12 protein-coding genes are annotated in these 15,664 nt (G+C 73.3%); 8 read left to right on the top strand and 4 right to left on the bottom strand.

The features are described 5' to 3' along the window. Positions 1–8: 8 nt before the first annotated feature. Together V6U82_RS04240 and V6U82_RS04235 are read left to right on the top strand one after the other, a co-directional pair. Positions 9–602, top strand: coding sequence for a TetR/AcrR family transcriptional regulator (locus V6U82_RS04240; RefSeq protein WP_128137142.1), 594 nt, complete (start codon positions 9–11; stop codon positions 600–602). Between the two features lie 90 nt (positions 603–692). Then, a complete protein-coding gene (locus tag V6U82_RS04235; protein WP_334459305.1) occupies positions 693–4,178 on the top strand; it encodes an ABC transporter ATP-binding protein in 3,486 nt (1,161 codons plus the stop codon). Between the two features lie 88 nt (positions 4,179–4,266). Here the strand turns inward: V6U82_RS04235 and V6U82_RS04230 are convergent, their stop codons facing one another. From V6U82_RS04230 to V6U82_RS04215, 4 genes are all read right to left on the bottom strand, one after another. Then, positions 4,267–5,334 (bottom strand): NADH:flavin oxidoreductase/NADH oxidase, encoded by a 1,068-nt coding sequence (locus V6U82_RS04230; RefSeq protein ID WP_334459304.1) that lies wholly within the window; start codon positions 5,332–5,334, stop codon positions 4,267–4,269. 66 nt (positions 5,335–5,400) lie between these two features. After that, on the bottom strand, positions 5,401–6,681 hold the full coding sequence (locus V6U82_RS04225; protein WP_181726548.1) for a dicarboxylate/amino acid:cation symporter: 1,281 nt from the start codon (positions 6,679–6,681) through the stop codon (positions 5,401–5,403). 136 nt (positions 6,682–6,817) lie between these two features. Further along, positions 6,818–7,486 carry a DUF998 domain-containing protein gene (locus tag V6U82_RS04220; protein ID WP_334459303.1) on the bottom strand — a complete coding sequence of 223 codons (669 nt, stop codon included), beginning with the start codon at positions 7,484–7,486 and terminating at the stop codon, positions 6,818–6,820. After that, a complete protein-coding gene (locus V6U82_RS04215; protein WP_334459301.1) occupies positions 7,479–8,444 on the bottom strand; it encodes a glutathione S-transferase family protein in 966 nt (321 codons plus the stop codon). The genes V6U82_RS04220 and V6U82_RS04215 overlap by 8 nt, the downstream gene beginning before the upstream one ends. 97 nt (positions 8,445–8,541) lie before the next feature. On the opposite strand from V6U82_RS04215, the gene pcaF reads away from it, so the two are divergent. From pcaF to V6U82_RS04185, 6 genes are all read left to right on the top strand, one after another. Then, positions 8,542–9,747, top strand: coding sequence for a 3-oxoadipyl-CoA thiolase (pcaF, locus tag V6U82_RS04210; RefSeq protein ID WP_128136887.1), 1,206 nt, complete (start codon positions 8,542–8,544; stop codon positions 9,745–9,747). Positions 9,748–9,863: 116 nt separating this feature from the next. Next, positions 9,864–10,682 carry an SAM-dependent methyltransferase gene (locus V6U82_RS04205; RefSeq protein ID WP_091419688.1) on the top strand — a complete coding sequence of 273 codons (819 nt, stop codon included), beginning with the start codon at positions 9,864–9,866 and terminating at the stop codon, positions 10,680–10,682. Between the two features lie 4 nt (positions 10,683–10,686). Further along, positions 10,687–12,837 (top strand): putative bifunctional diguanylate cyclase/phosphodiesterase, encoded by a 2,151-nt coding sequence (locus tag V6U82_RS04200; protein ID WP_334459297.1) that lies wholly within the window; start codon positions 10,687–10,689, stop codon positions 12,835–12,837. A gap of 60 nt (positions 12,838–12,897) precedes the next feature. Then, positions 12,898–13,398 (top strand): DUF456 domain-containing protein, encoded by a 501-nt coding sequence (locus V6U82_RS04195; RefSeq protein WP_334459296.1) that lies wholly within the window; start codon positions 12,898–12,900, stop codon positions 13,396–13,398. 264 nt (positions 13,399–13,662) lie between these two features. Next, positions 13,663–15,237, top strand: coding sequence for an amino acid permease (locus tag V6U82_RS04190; protein ID WP_334459295.1), 1,575 nt, complete (start codon positions 13,663–13,665; stop codon positions 15,235–15,237). A 29-nt stretch (positions 15,238–15,266) separates the two neighbouring features. After that, entirely contained in the window at positions 15,267–15,644 is a 378-nt protein-coding gene (locus V6U82_RS04185; protein ID WP_334459294.1) for a nuclear transport factor 2 family protein, read from the top strand. Positions 15,645–15,664: the final 20 nt, after the last annotated feature.

Raw genomic sequence — 15,664 nt, 5'->3', positions numbered from 1 at the left:
ATGAGCCGGTGACGGACGGACGGACACGCCGGCGCGAGGACACCCGCCAGCGCCTCTTCGTGGCGGCGGTGGACCTCATCGCCGAGCAGGGCTTCTCGGCCACCACCGTGGACGACATCGCGGCCCGGGCCGGCGTGGCCAAGGGGACCGTCTACTACAACTTCGAGTCCAAGACCGTCCTGTTCGAGGAGCTGCTGCGGCACGGCATCGGCCTGCTCACCGCCGAGTTCCGGGCCGCCGTCGACGGGCTGCCGCCGCTGGAGGCGCTCGGCGCGCTGGTCCGCGCCCAGCTGGAGTACATCCGCCGCTACCGCGCCTTCGCCCAGCTCCTGCTCTCGGAGATGTGGCGGACCAACCGGGAGTGGCAGCAGACACTGCGGCTGCTGCGCGGCGAGGCCATCGCGGTGATCGCCGAGACGGTGAAGGCGGGTGTGGACAGCGGTGACCTCCCGGCCGACCTGGACGTGCGTACCGCCAGTTCGGCGCTGTTCGGCGTCGGGCTCGTGGTGGCTGTGGACTGGCTGGTCTTCTCGCCCGAGCGGCCGATCGACGAGGTGCAGGAGTCGCTGCTCGGCATCGTCCGGCGGGTCGCCCGGACCTGACCAGCGGCCGGTAATTCGGTTGATTCCGGACCGCCGGAAGGGTGAGGGTGAGGACACCGCCCCCACCGATCCGAGTCCGGAGGACCCTCCATGCGCCTGCTCCGAGATCTCTGGGCCACGGCGCCCCGGCGGATGACGGCGGTCCTGCTGCTGATCGTGCTCGGCGCCGGTGGCCAGGCGGCCGCGTCCGCGCTCGCCGGTCCGGTGCTGGTGCACCGCTCGTCCGGCTGGTTCGTCGCGCTCGCCGTGGCGCTCGTCGCCGCTGTCGTCACCGACCTGCTGATCGGCCTGATCATGGCCCGGCTCACCGCCGACTGGTCGGCCGACGTGCGGCGGCGGCTCTGCCGGGTCGCGCTCGGCCAGGACCTGCCCACCCTGGAGACCACGCCGGTCGGCGAACTGCTCGACCGGATCGACAACGACGTCTACCAGGTCGCCGCCGAGATGCGGAACACCGGCGTACGGCTGGCGCAGGGCCTCGCGGTCTGCGCCCTCGCGACGGTGAGTGCGCTGATCGTCTGGTGGCCCGCCGGTGTCGGCATGATCGTGCTCACCTCGCTGCTCGCGGTGACGCTGCGCCGCCCGACCGCCCGGATCGCCCCGGCCCGGATGGCCGAGGAGGAGGCGTGGTCCGACCTCGCGGCCGTGATGGAGGAGGCGGTGCACGGGCAGGACGACGTGCGCACCAGCCTCGCCCGGCCGTACGTGCTGCGCCTCTACGCCCGCCGCGCGGCCGAGGTGATCACCCGGTGCGTCCGGGTGTTCCGGCTCTCCGCCCGGGTCACCGCGGCCGCCGCCGGCGCGGTCCGGGTCGGCATCGCGGGCGTGGTGCTGGGCGGCGCGTGGGCGCTCGCCACCGGCCGGGTCGACGCCGCCCGGCTCACCGCGATCTGGCTGCTGGCCATCGCGTTCGGCGCGACGGTCGAGCACATCGCCCGCTGGGTGCCGCACCTGCAACAGGCGTTCGGCGCGTGGGGCCGGGTGCAACTGCTGGCCGGGTCGCCGCAGGAGCCGGACGGAGGGGCCGCCCCGGTCGACGGCGACCTGACCGTGCGCGGGCTCACCTACCGTTACCCGGCCGGCGGGGACGACCGCGGTCCGGCGCTGCGCGACGTCCACCTCGACTTCGTCCGCGGCCGCTCGTACGCGCTCGTCGGGCGGACCGGCTCGGGCAAGTCGACGCTGGCCAAGGTGCTCACCCGGGCGGTGGACGTGCCGCGCGGGACCGTCTTCCTCGGCGGCACCGACCTGGTCGACCTGGACGTGGAGGAACTGCGCCGGTGGATCGCCGTGGTGCCGCAGCGCACCGAGATCCTGGCCGGCACGCTCGCGGAGAACGTGGCGCTGTTCGACCCGGAGCTGCTGGACGCCGCCGAGCGGGCGCTGGCCGAACTGGGCCTGGCCGGCTGGATCGCCGAACTTCCCGACGGCGTGCACACCCGGCTCGGTGACGGCGGCTACGTGCTCTCCGCCGGGCAGGAGCAGCTCGTCGCGTTCGCCCGCATCCTGGTCCGCGACCCGCACGTGGTGATCCTCGACGAGGCCACCGCGCGGCTCGACCCGGTCACCGAGAATCGGGTGCGCGAAGCCACCGAACGGCTGCTCACCGACCGGATCGGCATCGTCATCGCGCACCGGCTCTCCTCGGTGCGCCGCTGCGACGAGGTGGTGGTGATGGCCGACGGCGCGGTGCTGGAGGCCGGTCCGCTGCGCGAGTCGGCCCGCTTCGCCGAGCTGCTCGCCACCAGCCACGCCGGGGCATACGCCGGGGTGGGCGCCCGGCGCGGCGGCGTCGACCTGCTCGACGCGCCCGCCTGGGACGACGCGCCCGCCACCCCGGCCGCGCCCGCGACGCGGCCGGCCGCCGTGCCGCGCACCGACCCGCCACCCGCGCCGCCGGCGCCCCCCGCGCGGACCATGCGGGAGATCCTCCGGCTGGGCACCAACGATCCGCGGTACGGCCTGGTCTCGGTCGCCCTGTTCATCGTGATGACGGTGCTCGGGATGGACGGCGCGGTGCTGCCCTGGCTCTGGGCCGACCTGGTCGGCGGCGGCGACCCGTGGCTGCCCGCGCTGGGCATCGTGGCGGCGCTGCTCGTGGTGCTGCCGCTGCCGTACCTGACGAACCTGTGGTTCCCGCAGTGGTGGATCCGGCAGATGCTGCGGATCAGCGCCCGGCTGGTGCACGGGCAGACCGGCGCGCGCCGGGTCAGCGGGCACACCCCGGCCGAGGTGGTGGCCCAGGGCGGCGACACCGACCGGGTGGTGCACCTCGCCGACAACCTGATGGACCAGTTCATCTCGCTGACCATCGTGGTCACCATGACGCTGGTGACCGGCAGCTTCGTACCGGCGTTGTTCTTCGTCGGCACGATGGTGGTCTCCGGGCTGGCGGCGACGCTGTTCGGGCCCCGGCTGGAACGCACCGCGGCCGGCACGGTGAAGGCGCGCGCCGCGTTCGCCACCGCCCTGGTGTCCGCGCTGTCCGCCGCCCGGACGGTGAAGCTGGCCGGCGCGACCCGCCCGGTGCTGCGCCACCTCGCCCGGCTGGACGAGGTACGCAGCGAGCGGCAGCGGCGCGAGATCGCCATGCAGGTGTGGGCCCGGTCCACCCCGTCGGTGGCGAGCGGCCTGTTGCCGATCGGCGCGTGGGCGCTCTACCTGGCCGGTGAGCTGTCCGCCGGTGCCACGCTCGTGGCCGTGTCCACCCTGGGCGCGGCCCGCTGGTTCGCGTGGACCACCGCGTCACTGGTGTCGCAGTACCCGTCGGCGCGCGTGTGGACCAGGCGGACGGTGGCGATGACCGGTGAGGCCGTGTACGCGGCACCGGTGCCCGGCCTCGACCTGGTCGCCGGCACCGCGCCCGCGCCCGAGCCGCCGCCCCGGCACCCGCTGCGCCGCCTGGAGCTGGCCGGCTTCGGTGCGCTGCACTCCGACGGCACGCTCGCCGTCCGCGACGTCGACCTGGTGGTCGAGCGCGGGCAGCTGGTGCTGGTCGTCGGCCCGGTCGGGTCCGGCAAGTCGTCGCTGCTGCGTGCGCTCGCCGGGATCGTGCACCACGTCGGCGAGCTGCGCTGGAACGGCGACCCGGTCACCGAGCCGGAGATGTTCCTGCGCCCCAACCAGGTCGGGTACGTGGGTCAGCTGCCCCGGGTGCTCTCCGGCACGGTGGCCGACAACATCGCGCTCGGCCATCAGGTGGACGCCGCCGGGGCGGTCTCGACCGCCCAGCTCGAACACGACCTGGCCGCCGCCGGTGGCGGGCTCGGGTTGCTGATCGGGCACAAGGGCACCCGGCTCTCCGGCGGTCAGCTCCAGCGGCTGGCGCTGGCCCGGGCGCTCGCCCCGCGTACCGAGCTGCTGGTGGCCGACGACGTGTCGTCGGCGCTGGACGTGAGCACGGAGCTGGCGCTGTGGGCGGCACTGCGCGAGCACGGGGTGACGGTGGTCGGCTCGACTGCGAAGCGGGCCGCGCTGGTGCGGGCCGACCGAGTGGTGGTGCTGATCGACGGCACGGTGGCCGACCAGGGCACCTGGACCGACCTGGAACCCCGCTGGAACCACCTGGCCGGCTGACCACCCGGCGGTTCTCCCCGTTGATCATGAAGTTGGCGGCGACAAGACGGACGCAGAACGCCGCCAACTTCATGATCGACGCGCACGGTCAGAAGGCTCGGGTGTACTGGTCGGGCCAGGCGGGGGTGGCTCCCAGCTTGGCGGCGGCGCGGCGCGGCCAGTACGGGTCGCGCAGCAGTTCCCGGCCCAGCAGCACCAGATCCGCCTCGCCGCCGGCCACGATCTGCTCGGCCTGCTCGGGTTCGACGATCAGGCCGACAGCGCCGGTCGGCACCCCGGCGTCGCGGCGGATCCGGGCGGCCAGCGGCACCTGGTAACCGGGTCCGACCGGGATGGACGCCTGGACGGCCGCGCCCCCGGAGGAGGTGTCGACCAGGTCGACCCCGGCGGCGGCCAGCTCCCCGGCGAGCACCACGCTGTCGTCGACGGTCCAGCCGCCCTCGGTCCAGTCGGTGGCGGAGATCCGGGTCAGCACCGGCACGGACTCGCCGACGGCGGCGCGTACCGCGCGGGCCACCTCCAGCGTGAGCCGCATCCGGGCGGCCCGGTCGCCGCCGTAGCCGTCGGTGCGCCGGTTGGTCAGCGGGGACAGGAACTCGTGCAGCAGGTAGCCGTGCGCGGCGTGGATCTCCACGGCGGCGAACCCGGCGTCCAGCGCCCGCCCGGCGGCGGTGGCGAAGGCGTCCACCACGGCAGCGATGCCCGCCTCGTCCAGCGCGGTGGGGGTGCGGTACTCCGGGACGAACGGCTCGTCGCCCGGGCCGACCGGGGTCCAGCCGCCCTCGGCGTCCGGCACGCCGCCGCGCGCCGGCGCCCACGGCCGGTACGTGGAGGCCTTGAACCCGGCGTGCGCGAGCTGCACGGCCGGCACCGCGCCCTGACCGGCGACGAACGCGGTGATCGGACGCCACGCGTCGACGTGCGCGCCGGACCAGAGGCCGGTGTCCTGCGGGCTGATCCGGCCCTCGGACACCACTGCGGTCGCCTCCGTGATCACCAGGCCGGCCCCGCCGACCGCGCGGGAGCCGAGGTGGACGCGGTGCCAGTCGGTGGGCAGGCCGTCGGGTCCGGCGCTGTACTGGCACATGGGCGCCAGCGCGATCCGGTTGGGCAGGGTGACGCCGCGCAGGGCGAGCGGAGTGAACAGGGCACTCATACGGGATCCTCCGGTCATGGCGCCGGGTGCGCCCCCGGTCGGGGACGCACCCGGAAGCGGTGTGGATCAGGCGGGTACGGGGTCGAGCCGCTCGGTCTCGACCGGCTCGATCAGGTCGCGCTTGCCGGCCGAGTCGTACGCGGCCCGGTCGAGCGTGCCCTCCCGGGCGGCCACGATGGTCGGCACGACGGCCTGCCCGGCCACGTTCGTGGCGGTACGGATCATGTCCAGGATCGGGTCGATGGCCAGCAGCAGGCCGGCCCCGGCCAGCGGCAGGCCCAGCGTGCTCAGGGTCAGCGTGAGCATGACGATCGCGCCGGTCAGGCCGGCGGTCGCGGCCGAGCCGACCACCGAGACGAACGCGATCAGCAGGTAGTCGGTGACGCCCAGGTTCACGCCGAACACCTGCGCCACGAAGATCGCGGCGAGCGCCGGGTAGATGGCGGCGCAGCCGTCCATCTTCGTGGTGGCGCCGAACGGCACCGCGAAGGAGGCGTACTCGCGGGGGACGCCGAGGCGCTCGACCGAGCGCTGGGTCACCGGCATGGTGCCCACCGAGGAGCGGGAGACGAACGCCAGCTCGATGGCGGGCCAGGCGCCGGCGAAGAAACGGAGCGGGTTGAGCTTGCCGGCGACCGCGAGCAGCACCGGGTAGACCACGAACAGCACCAGGGCGCAGCCGACGTAGACGGCTGTGGTGAACTTCGCGAGCGGGGCGAGCAGGTCCCAGCCGTACGAGGCGACGGCGTTGCCGATCAGGCCGAGCGTGCCGATCGGGGCGAGCCGGATGACCCACCAGAGCGCCTTCTGCACGATCGACAGCAGCGAGCGGTTGAGCGCCACGAACGGCTCGGCGGCGTCGCCGACCAGCAGCGCGGCGGCGCCCACCACCAGGGCGAGGAAGACGATCTGCAGGACGTTGCCCTCGACGAACGCGCCGACCGGGTTGGTCGGGACGATGCCGGTGAGGAAGTCGATCCAGGAGCCGGTGGTCTTCGGCGCGGTGGCGCCGGCCGGGTCCAGATTGACGCCCCGGCCGGGGTCGGTGAGCAGGCCGAGGCCGATGCCGATGCTCACCGCGATGAGCGCGGTGACGGCGAACCAGAGCAGCGTCTTGACGGCGAGCCGGGCGGCGTTGGCGACGCCGCGCAGGCTGACCACGCTGACCACGATGGCGGTGAAGACCAGCGGCGGCACGGCCAGCTTGAGCAGCTGGACGAAGAGGCCGCCGACGGTGTCGAGCGTGCTGGTCAGCCAGGCGAGGTCGGCGGCGCGGGCGAGGAAACCGAGCGCCACGCCGAGCACGAGGCCGAGCAGGATCTGGACGGAGAAGGGGATTCTGCGCAGGGCGGAGGTCATGAGGACGAATCCAAGGTCTGGAGAGGGAAGGCGGGCGTCGGGGCGTGGAGCTACGCCGGACAGACGCCGCTGGCCTGCCGTCGCAGATCGACGTACAGGCGCTCGGTGAGGCACCAGACATTGGTCATCGTCGCGACACGTTACTCCCCTCCCGCGCCGGAGCGGAAGGACCGCTGCCGGTGAGGCTCCTTACAGCCAGGTAGCCGGAGGTGGCCAGCCCCCAGGCGGCGACCACGACCAGCAGCACCCGTTCCGACACCCCGAGCAGCGTGCTGCGCCCGACCAGCAGCAACGCCAGCGCGACCACGGCGGCCACCGGCAGCGCCAGCGCCGCGCCGATCGCGGCGATCCGCCGCAGCCCCCGGTCCGCAGCCGGGGAGAACAGCAGCACGAGCATGGCGAGCACCACCGCGGCGGTAGCCGCGATGCTGGCCCCGCCGTGCACCAGGTCGGCCACCGTGGGCGCCTCGAACGGGGGCAGCGGGCAGCCCTCGCTGCACGTGACAGCGCCGGAGAGCACGGTGGCGACCGCGCCGACGCCGAGCAGCCCGGCCGCCGCGCGCAACCCCGGTGGCAGCGCCCCGGCGAGCAGCAGCAGCGACGCGGCCACCGAGAAGATCCCGACCCGGTACGCCCCGGCGTACCCGCTGTCCGTGATGCCCGCTTCGCTCACGTACGCGATGGGGCCCGGAGCGGGACCGGCGACCACCGCGACCGTCACCGCGGCCCCGCCGGCCGCCAGGCAGACGGCGGCGAACGCGGCGGCGATCCGGCGGCCTGTGCCCTCAGCCACGTCCGTGCGGGGTGGTCCAGCCGGACAGATCCGGCCCCAGCGGCACGATCCGGGTCGGGTTGATCATGTCGTGGGTGGCGTAGTAGTGCCGCTTGATGTGGTCGAAGTCCACCGTCTCGCCGAAGCCCGGCGTCTGGAACAGGTCCCGCGCGTACGCCCAGAGCACCGGCATCTCGGTGAGCTTGCGCCGGTTGCACTTGAAGTGCCCGTGGTACGCCACGTCGAAGCGCACCAGCGTGGTGAACAGGCGCACGTCCGCCTCGGTGATCGTGTCGCCCATCAGGTAGCGCCGCCCGGCCAGCCGCTCGCTCAGCGCGTCGAGGCGGGCGAACAGCGCGGTGAATGCCTCGTCGTACGCCTCCTGGGAGGTGGCGAAGCCGCACCGGTACACGCCGTTGTTGACGTCCCGGTGGATCTCCGCCATCAACGCGTCCATCTCCGGACGCAGCTCGACCGGGTACAGATCCGGCGCGTTCGGCGCGTGGAACCGCCGCCACTCGGTCGAGAAGTCGAGCGTGAGCTGCGGATAGTCGTTGGTGACCACCCGTCCGGTGAGCGTGTCCACGAGCGCCGGCACCGTCACCCGGCCGGTGTAGTCCGGGTCGCTCGACAGGTACGCCTCGGACAGGAAGCCGATGCCGAGCACCGGGTCGAAGCCGTCCGGGTCGAGCGCGAACCGCCAGCCCCGCTCGTCCCGGATCGGGTCGACCGTGCCCAGCGAGATCACCTCGTCCAGCCCGAGCAGCCCGCGCACGATCCGGGCCCGGTGCGCCCACGGGCAGGCCCGGCACCAGATCAGCCGGTAGCGGCCCGCCTCCAGCGGCCAGCGCCCCTGCTCGTCCGGCCCGCCGCCCTCCGGTGAGGTGGAGTGCGGGGTGACCCGCCCGGTGAACCGGTTGGGCTGGCGGACGAACGCGCCGCCGCCGCTGGTCTCTGCGCTGAACTGAGCCCCGGACATGCGGCAAACCTATCCGCTCCGGTCACGGATATCCTGACGCCGGGTACCCCCGCGACCCGCCGACCGACCCTTCCCACCCCCGAAGGACGTACGCGCGATGACAGTGGCCTATCTCGTTGCCGGAGTCCGCACCCCGATCGGCCGGTACGCCGGCGCGCTGGCCGGCGTCCGCCCCGACGACCTGGCCGCGCACGTCGTCCGCGAGCTGGTGGCCCGCCACCCCTCGGTCGACTGGGCCCGCACCGACGACGTGATCCTGGGCTGCGCCAACCAGGCCGGCGAGGACAACCGCAACGTGGCCCGGATGGCCGCGCTGCTCGGCGGCCTGCCGGAGGAGGTGCCGGGCAGCACCGTCAACCGGCTCTGCGGCTCCGGCCTGGACGCGCTCGCCACCGCCGCCCGCGCGATCGTCGCCGGGGAGGCCGACCTGATGGTGGCCGGCGGCGTGGAGAGCATGAGCCGGGCGCCGTTCGTCATGCCGAAGGCGGCCACGCCGTTCGCCCGCACCGCCGAGGTGTACGACACCACGATCGGCTGGCGGCTGGTCAACCCGCTGATGCGCAAGGGCTGGGGCATCGACTCGATGCCGGAGACGGCGGAGAACGTGGCGGCCGAGTTCGGCGTGGACCGGGCCGCGCAGGACGCCTTCGCCTACCGGTCGCAGCAGCGGGCCGCCAAGGCGCAGGCCGACGGCCGGCTGGCCGAGGAGATCGTCCCGGTGACGGTGCCCGCCGGCAGGCGCGAGACGAAGCTGGTCGAGGTCGACGAGCACCCGCGCGAGACGACGCTTGCGAAGCTGGCCGCGCTGCCCACCCCGTTCCGCGAGGGCGGCACGGTGACCGCCGGCAACTCCTCCGGCGTCAACGACGGCGCCGTCGCGCTGCTCGTCGCCTCCGCGGCCGCCGTCGAACGCTACGGCCTCACCCCGCTGGCCCGGGTACGCGGTGCCGCGTCCGCAGGCGTACCGCCGCGGATCATGGGCGTCGGCCCGGTCCCGGCGACCCGGAAGCTGCTCGACCGAACGGGCCTGTCGCTGGCCGACGTGGACGTGATCGAGCTGAACGAGGCGTTCGCCGCGCAGTCGGTGGCGGTGCTGCGCGAGCTGGGCCTGCCGGAGGACGCCGAGCACGTCAACCCGGGCGGCGGGGCGATCGCGCTGGGTCACCCGCTCGGTGCCAGCGGCGCCCGGCTGGCGCTGACCGCCGCGCTGGAACTGCGCCGCCGGGGCGGCCGGCGGGCGCTCGCCACCATGTGCATCGGCGTCGGTCAGGGCATCTCGCTGCTGCTGGAATCGGCCGACTGACCGGGCGCGGCAGCATCGCCCGCTGTGGATCTCCCGTACCCGGCCGTACCGGCCTAGAGTGGTCTGCACCACATGATCCGCCATCGACGGCGGACGACGACCTGGGGGACCGAGCGATGCAGACGCCGGAGAGCCTGCCCACCGAGATCGACCTGAGCCGGCCGAGCGCCGCCCGGGTCTACGACTACTTCCTCGGTGGGGCGCACAACTTCGAGATCGACCGGCAGCTCGCCGAACAGATCGCGGCCATGACGCCGAACCTGGCCGCCACCATGCGCTCCGGGCGGGAGTTCCTGCGCCGGGCCGTACGGGTGCTGCTCGACGCCGGCATCGACCAGTTCCTCGACATCGGCTCCGGCATCCCCACCGTCGGCAACGTGCACGAGGTCGCCCAGGCCGCCAACCCGGACGCCCGCATCGTGTACGTCGACATCGACCCGGTGGCCGTGGCGCACAGCCACGAACTGCTCGCCGGCAACGACCGGGCCACCGCGGTCCTGGCCGACCTGCGCGAGCCGAAGCTGATCCTGGACCACGCCGCCGCCAGCGGCCTGATCGACTTCGACCGGCCGCTGGGCATCCTGCTGGCCGGCGTGGTGCACTTCGTGCCCGACGCCGACCGCCCGGCCGACATCCTGGCCACCCTGCGTGCCGCCGCCGCGCCCGGCAGCTACCTGGTCATCTCCCACTCCACGTTCGAGGACCAGCCGCAGGAGATGCTGGACGCGCAGCGGCTGTCGGCGCGTACCGCCACCGAGATCACGCTGCGCTCGCGGGCCGAGATCACCGGCTTCTTCGGCGACTGGACGATCCTCGAACCGGGTGTGGTGCACATGCCGCTGTGGCGGCCCGACTCCCCGTCGGACGTGGACGAGCACCCGGAGCGGTTCGGAGCCTTCGGCGGCGTCGCCCGGCACGACCGCGCAGCCGGCTGAGCCCATGCGCGCCCCGGACAGCGACGGGGGAGACGTCAGCCGGCCCGGCGCCGCCGCGTACGCCGCCGAGTGGGCTCGCGCGGTGCGCCGCATCGGGTTCGTGCCGCTGAGCGCGGCCGAGACCGAGCGCCTGCTGGTGCCGCTCACCGAGCGGCTCGGCGAGGCCCTGCTCGCCCCCACCTTCTCCGCCCGTCCCGCGGAGGAGGTGGGGCGTGCCCTGGTCGAGGCGCACCTCACCGAGCCCGGCGTGCTCGACTGGTCGGTGCAAGCACTGGGGGACCGGTTCCTGCCCTGGGTGCTGCCGTCGCGGACCGAGTCGCCGGAACTGCGCGAGCGGGTCGCGTTGCTCCAGGGCGCGTTCGCCGCCGGGTTCGCCCGCGCGCTGCGCGACCGGGTCTTCAGCCAGCAGGAGCGGATCGCCCGGTCGGCGTGGCAGGCCCGGGACACCGTCGAGCAGGCGCTGCGGGACAGCGAGGCGCGTTTCCGGGCGGTCTTCACCGGCGCCGCCATCGGCATCGGCATCGCCGGCGTGGACGGGCAGATCATCGAGGTCAACCAGTCCTTCGCGGACATGCTCGGCTACACCGTCGCGGAGATGCGGCGGATGAACGTGTCGGCGCTGGCCTATGCCGACGACGCGGCCGGGATGTGGGAGCTGTACCAGGAGCTGATCGAGGGCAAGCGGGACAGCGCCCGGGTGGAGAAGCGCTACTACCGCAAGGACGGCAGCGTGGTCTGGACCGACCTCGCGGTGTCGCTGATCCGGCACGACGACGGCCGGCCCCGGTTCACCGTCGCCATGGTGGAGGACATCACCCAGCGGTACGAGTTGCAGCAGCGGCTGCGCTTCCAGGCGCTGCACGATCCGCTGACCGGCCTGCCCAACCGGACGCTGTTCTTCGAACAGCTCGGCGCGGTCTTCGACGGCGCCGGTCCGGACCAGCGCGTCGGGCTCTGCTTCATCGACCTGGACGGTTTCAAGGCGGTCAACGACAGCCTCGGCCACGACCTGGGCGACCGGCTGCTCAAGGTGATCGCCCGCCGGCTCAGCGACTGCGTGGCCGGGCGCGGCCACCTGGTGGCCCGGATGGGCGGCGACGAGTTCGTCATCCTGGTCGACTCCGACGGCGGCATCGACGACGCGGTGGAGGTCGCCGAGCTGGCGCTGGCCGCGGTGTCCGCGCCGGTGCACGTCGGCGACCAGCAGCTCGCCGTGTCGGCGAGCATCGGCATCGTGGAGTGCCCGGCGGCGGAGACGAGCGTGGGCGACCTGATGAAGGCCGCCGACACCACGCTCTACTGGGCCAAGGCGGAAGGCCGGGGCCGCTGGGCCGTGTACGACCCGGAGCGCAGCGCCGCCGACATCGCCCGCTCCGCGCTGGCCGCCAACCTGCCCGCCGCGCTGGACCGGGGCGAGTTCGTGCTGCACTACCAGCCGATCGTGTCGCTGCTGGACGGCACGATGGTGGCGGTCGAGGCGCTGGTGCGCTGGCAGCACCCGGAGCTGGGGCTGATCGGGCCGGACCGGTTCATCGGGCTGGCCGAGGAGACCGGCCTGATCGTCCGGCTCGGCGCCTGGGTGCTGCGTCAGGCGTGCCGCGACGCCGAGTCGTGGCGGCGCGCGTACCCGGACACCACGCCGGTGGTCAGCGTCAACCTGGCCGCCCGGCAGGCCGACGACCCGGCCATCGTGGAGACGGTGGCCGAGGCGTTGCAGCACACCGGCCTGCCGGCCGAGCTGTTGCAACTGGAGTTGACCGAGAGCGCCGTCATGGGCAGCGCCGGCGAGCCGCTGCGGACGCTGCACCAGCTCGCCGGGCTCGGGCTGCGGCTGGCCATCGACGACTTCGGCACCGGGTACTCGAACCTGGCGTACCTGCGGCGGCTGCCGATCCACTGCGTGAAGCTGGCCGGCCCGTTCGTCGAGGGGATACGGGGTGACGGCGCGGACGCGGTCGCCGACCACCGGGACGAGCGGATCGTGGACGCGCTGGTCCGGCTGGCGCACGCGCTGGAGCTGTCGGTGACGGCCGAGGCGGTGGAGACCGAGGTGCAGGCCGAACGGCTGCGGGCGCTGCGGTGCGACACCGGGCAGGGCCGGCTGTTCGGCGCACCGATGCCCGCCGACGGTATCCGGGCCCGCCTCGGCGGGTAAGGAGGACGCATCGACCGGGCGGATCCTGGCCGGGCCGGTGCGGAGGAGACGAGGAACACGGTGAGCCTTACCGATTCGCAGGCGGTGGTGTCGGTGGTCGCCGCGCTGGCGATCGTCGCCGGCCTGGCCGGAGTGATCGTGCCGGGACTGCCGGCACTGCCGCTGTGCTGGGGCGGCGTGCTGGTGTGGGCGCTGTTCGGCGACGCCGGGCCGGGCCGCTGGGCGGTGCTCGCCGCCGCCACGGTGATCGCCGCCGGCGGCACCGTGCTCAAGTACCTCTGGCCGGGGCGCAACCTGAAACGGACCGGCGTGCCCACCACCTCGCTGCTGGCCGGCGGGCTGCTCGGCGTCGTCGGCTTCTTCGTGATCCCGGTGGTCGGGCTGCCGATCGGCTTCGTCGGCGGCATCTTCGGCGCCGAACGGCTGCGGCTCGGCGACACCCGGCTGGCCTGGCCGGCCACGGTGCAGGCACTGAAGGCGGCCGGGCTGTCGATGGTCCTGGAGTTCACCGCCGGTCTGATGATCGCCGCGCTGTGGGTCGCGGGGCTGCTGTTCGTCTAGGGGTGCGGCGGCGCGGGGCGTCCGGAGGGTACGGCCGATCGCCGTACTTCAGTGAGAGAGAGGTGGACGCCGCGCGCCGCCGCGGACCGGGCGTTGCCGAGCGCCCGGTGCCGGCCCGTCGGGTCGGGCCTGGTCACGCCCACAATGATGCCCCGGGTGGGATCGGGCGACAACGCAATTACCGGGGTACGTATTGACCGCCTTGATCGGCCGGGAGCACACTGCGAGCACTCTCGCACGAGCATCGCCTCGAGGAGGTGTGCAGTGGCCACGACGCCCGCGCCGACCGCCGAGCAGCCGATGGACGACGACGCCCGACGACTCGCCGAACTCGGCTACAAACAGGAGCTGCGCCGCAAGTGGAGCGGCTTCTCCAACTTCGCGATCTCGTTCTCCATCATCTCGATCCTGGCCGGCTGCTTCACCACGTTCGGCCAGGCGTGGAACAACGGCGGCCCGGTGGCGATCTCCTGGGGCTGGCCGCTGATCTCGCTGTTCATCCTGATCATCGGCTTCTGCCTGGCCGAGCTGGTGTCGGCGTACCCGACGGCGGGCGGGATCTACTGGTGGGCGGCGACCATGGGCCGGCCGGTGCACGGCTGGTTCACCGGCTGGCTCAACCTGATCGGGCTGGTCGCGGTGACCGCGTCGGTCGACTACGGCTGCGCCACGTTCCTCAACCTGACGCTGTCGGCGCTGTTCGACGGCTGGGCCGGCACCGGGCACCAGACGTTCGGGCTGTTCGTGGTGATCCTCGCGCTGCACGGTCTGATCAACATCTACGGGCACCGGATCATCGACGTACTCCAGAACGTCTCGGTCTGGTGGCACGTGGCCGGCGCGGCCGCCGTGGTGCTGATCCTGGTCCTGGTCCCGGACAACCACCAGAGCTTCCAGTTCGTGTTCACCGAGCGGTTCAACAACTCCGGCTTCGGTGACGGCGACACCGGCGGGCTGGCGTTCTGGTTCTACGTGCTGCCGCTGGGTTTCCTGCTCACGCAGTACACGATCACCGGCTTCGACGCCTGCGCGCACGTCTCCGAGGAGACCCGGGGCGCGTCCAAGGCCGCCGCGCAGGGGCTGTGGCGGTCGATCTTCTACTCGGCGGTGGGCGGCTGGATCCTGCTGCTGGCGTTCCTGTTCGCGGCCACCGATGTGGACGCGATAAACGAGGCGGGCGGCTTCTCCGGGGCGATCTTCGAGTCCGCGCTGACGCCGTTCTTCTTCAAGGCCGTCATCATCATCTCCACCATCGGGCAGTTCTTCTGCGGCATGAGCTGCGTGACCTCGATGTCGCGGATGGCGTACGCGTTCAGCCGGGACCGCGCGGTGCCCGGCTGGAAACTCTGGTCGAAGGTGAACCGCAACGGCACGCCCGTCAACGCCATCATCGGCGCGACGCTGGCCGGGCTGGTGCTCACGCTGCCCGCGCTCTACCAGCGCGGCGGCATCCCGGTCGCGTTCTACGCGGTGGTCTCGGTGGCGGTGATCGGGCTGTACCTGTCCTTCATCATCCCGATCTTCCTGCGGCTGCGGATGGGCGACCGGTTCACCCCGGGCCCGTGGACGCTCGGCCGCCGCTACAAGCTGCTCGGCTGGATCGCGGTGGTCGAGATCGCGGTCATCTCGGTCTACTTCGTGCTGCCGATCGTCCCGGCCGGTGTGCCGGGCAACCCCGACTTCAGCTGGACGGCGGTGAACTACGCGCCCATCGCGATCGGTGGCGTGCTGCTCGGCGTCGCCGTCTGGTGGTACGCCTCGGCCCGCAAGTGGTTCACCGGCCCGCGCCGCACCGTCGACCAGGCCGAACCCGAGCCCGAGCCCGCCGAGCCGTCGTAGCTGTCGGTGGGGCCTGCCATCATGCGGCCATGGACTCGGAAGCGGTGGTACGCGCGTTGTGGGATCGCATGCAGGCCCGGGACTGGACCGGCGTCGGCGAGGTGCTGGCCGACGACGTGGTGGTCGAGTGGCCGGTCAGCGCCGAGCGGATCGTGGGCCGCGACAACTACGTGAAGGTCAACGCCGAGTACCCGGAAGGCTGGTCGATCCGGGTGCTGCGGGTGGTGGCGTCCGGCGACACTGTGGTGTCCGAGGTGGAGGTGCCGCACGAGGAGATGGGCGTGCACCGCGTGGCCTCGTTCTGGACCGTGCGCGACGGGCGGATCGTCGACGGCCGGGAGTACTGGACGAGCCTCGGCCAGGACCCGTCCCCGCAGTGGCGGTCCGCCTGGGTCCAGCCGATGTGAGTACCGGGTCGTCCGGAGAT

It is taken from the genome of Micromonospora sp. CPCC 205554, assembly GCF_036902745.1.
Lineage (GTDB): Bacteria > Actinomycetota > Actinomycetes > Mycobacteriales > Micromonosporaceae > Micromonospora > Micromonospora tulbaghiae.
Note: the sequence above shows the minus strand (reverse complement) of the source record. Positions and strands in the feature narration are given on the sequence as shown.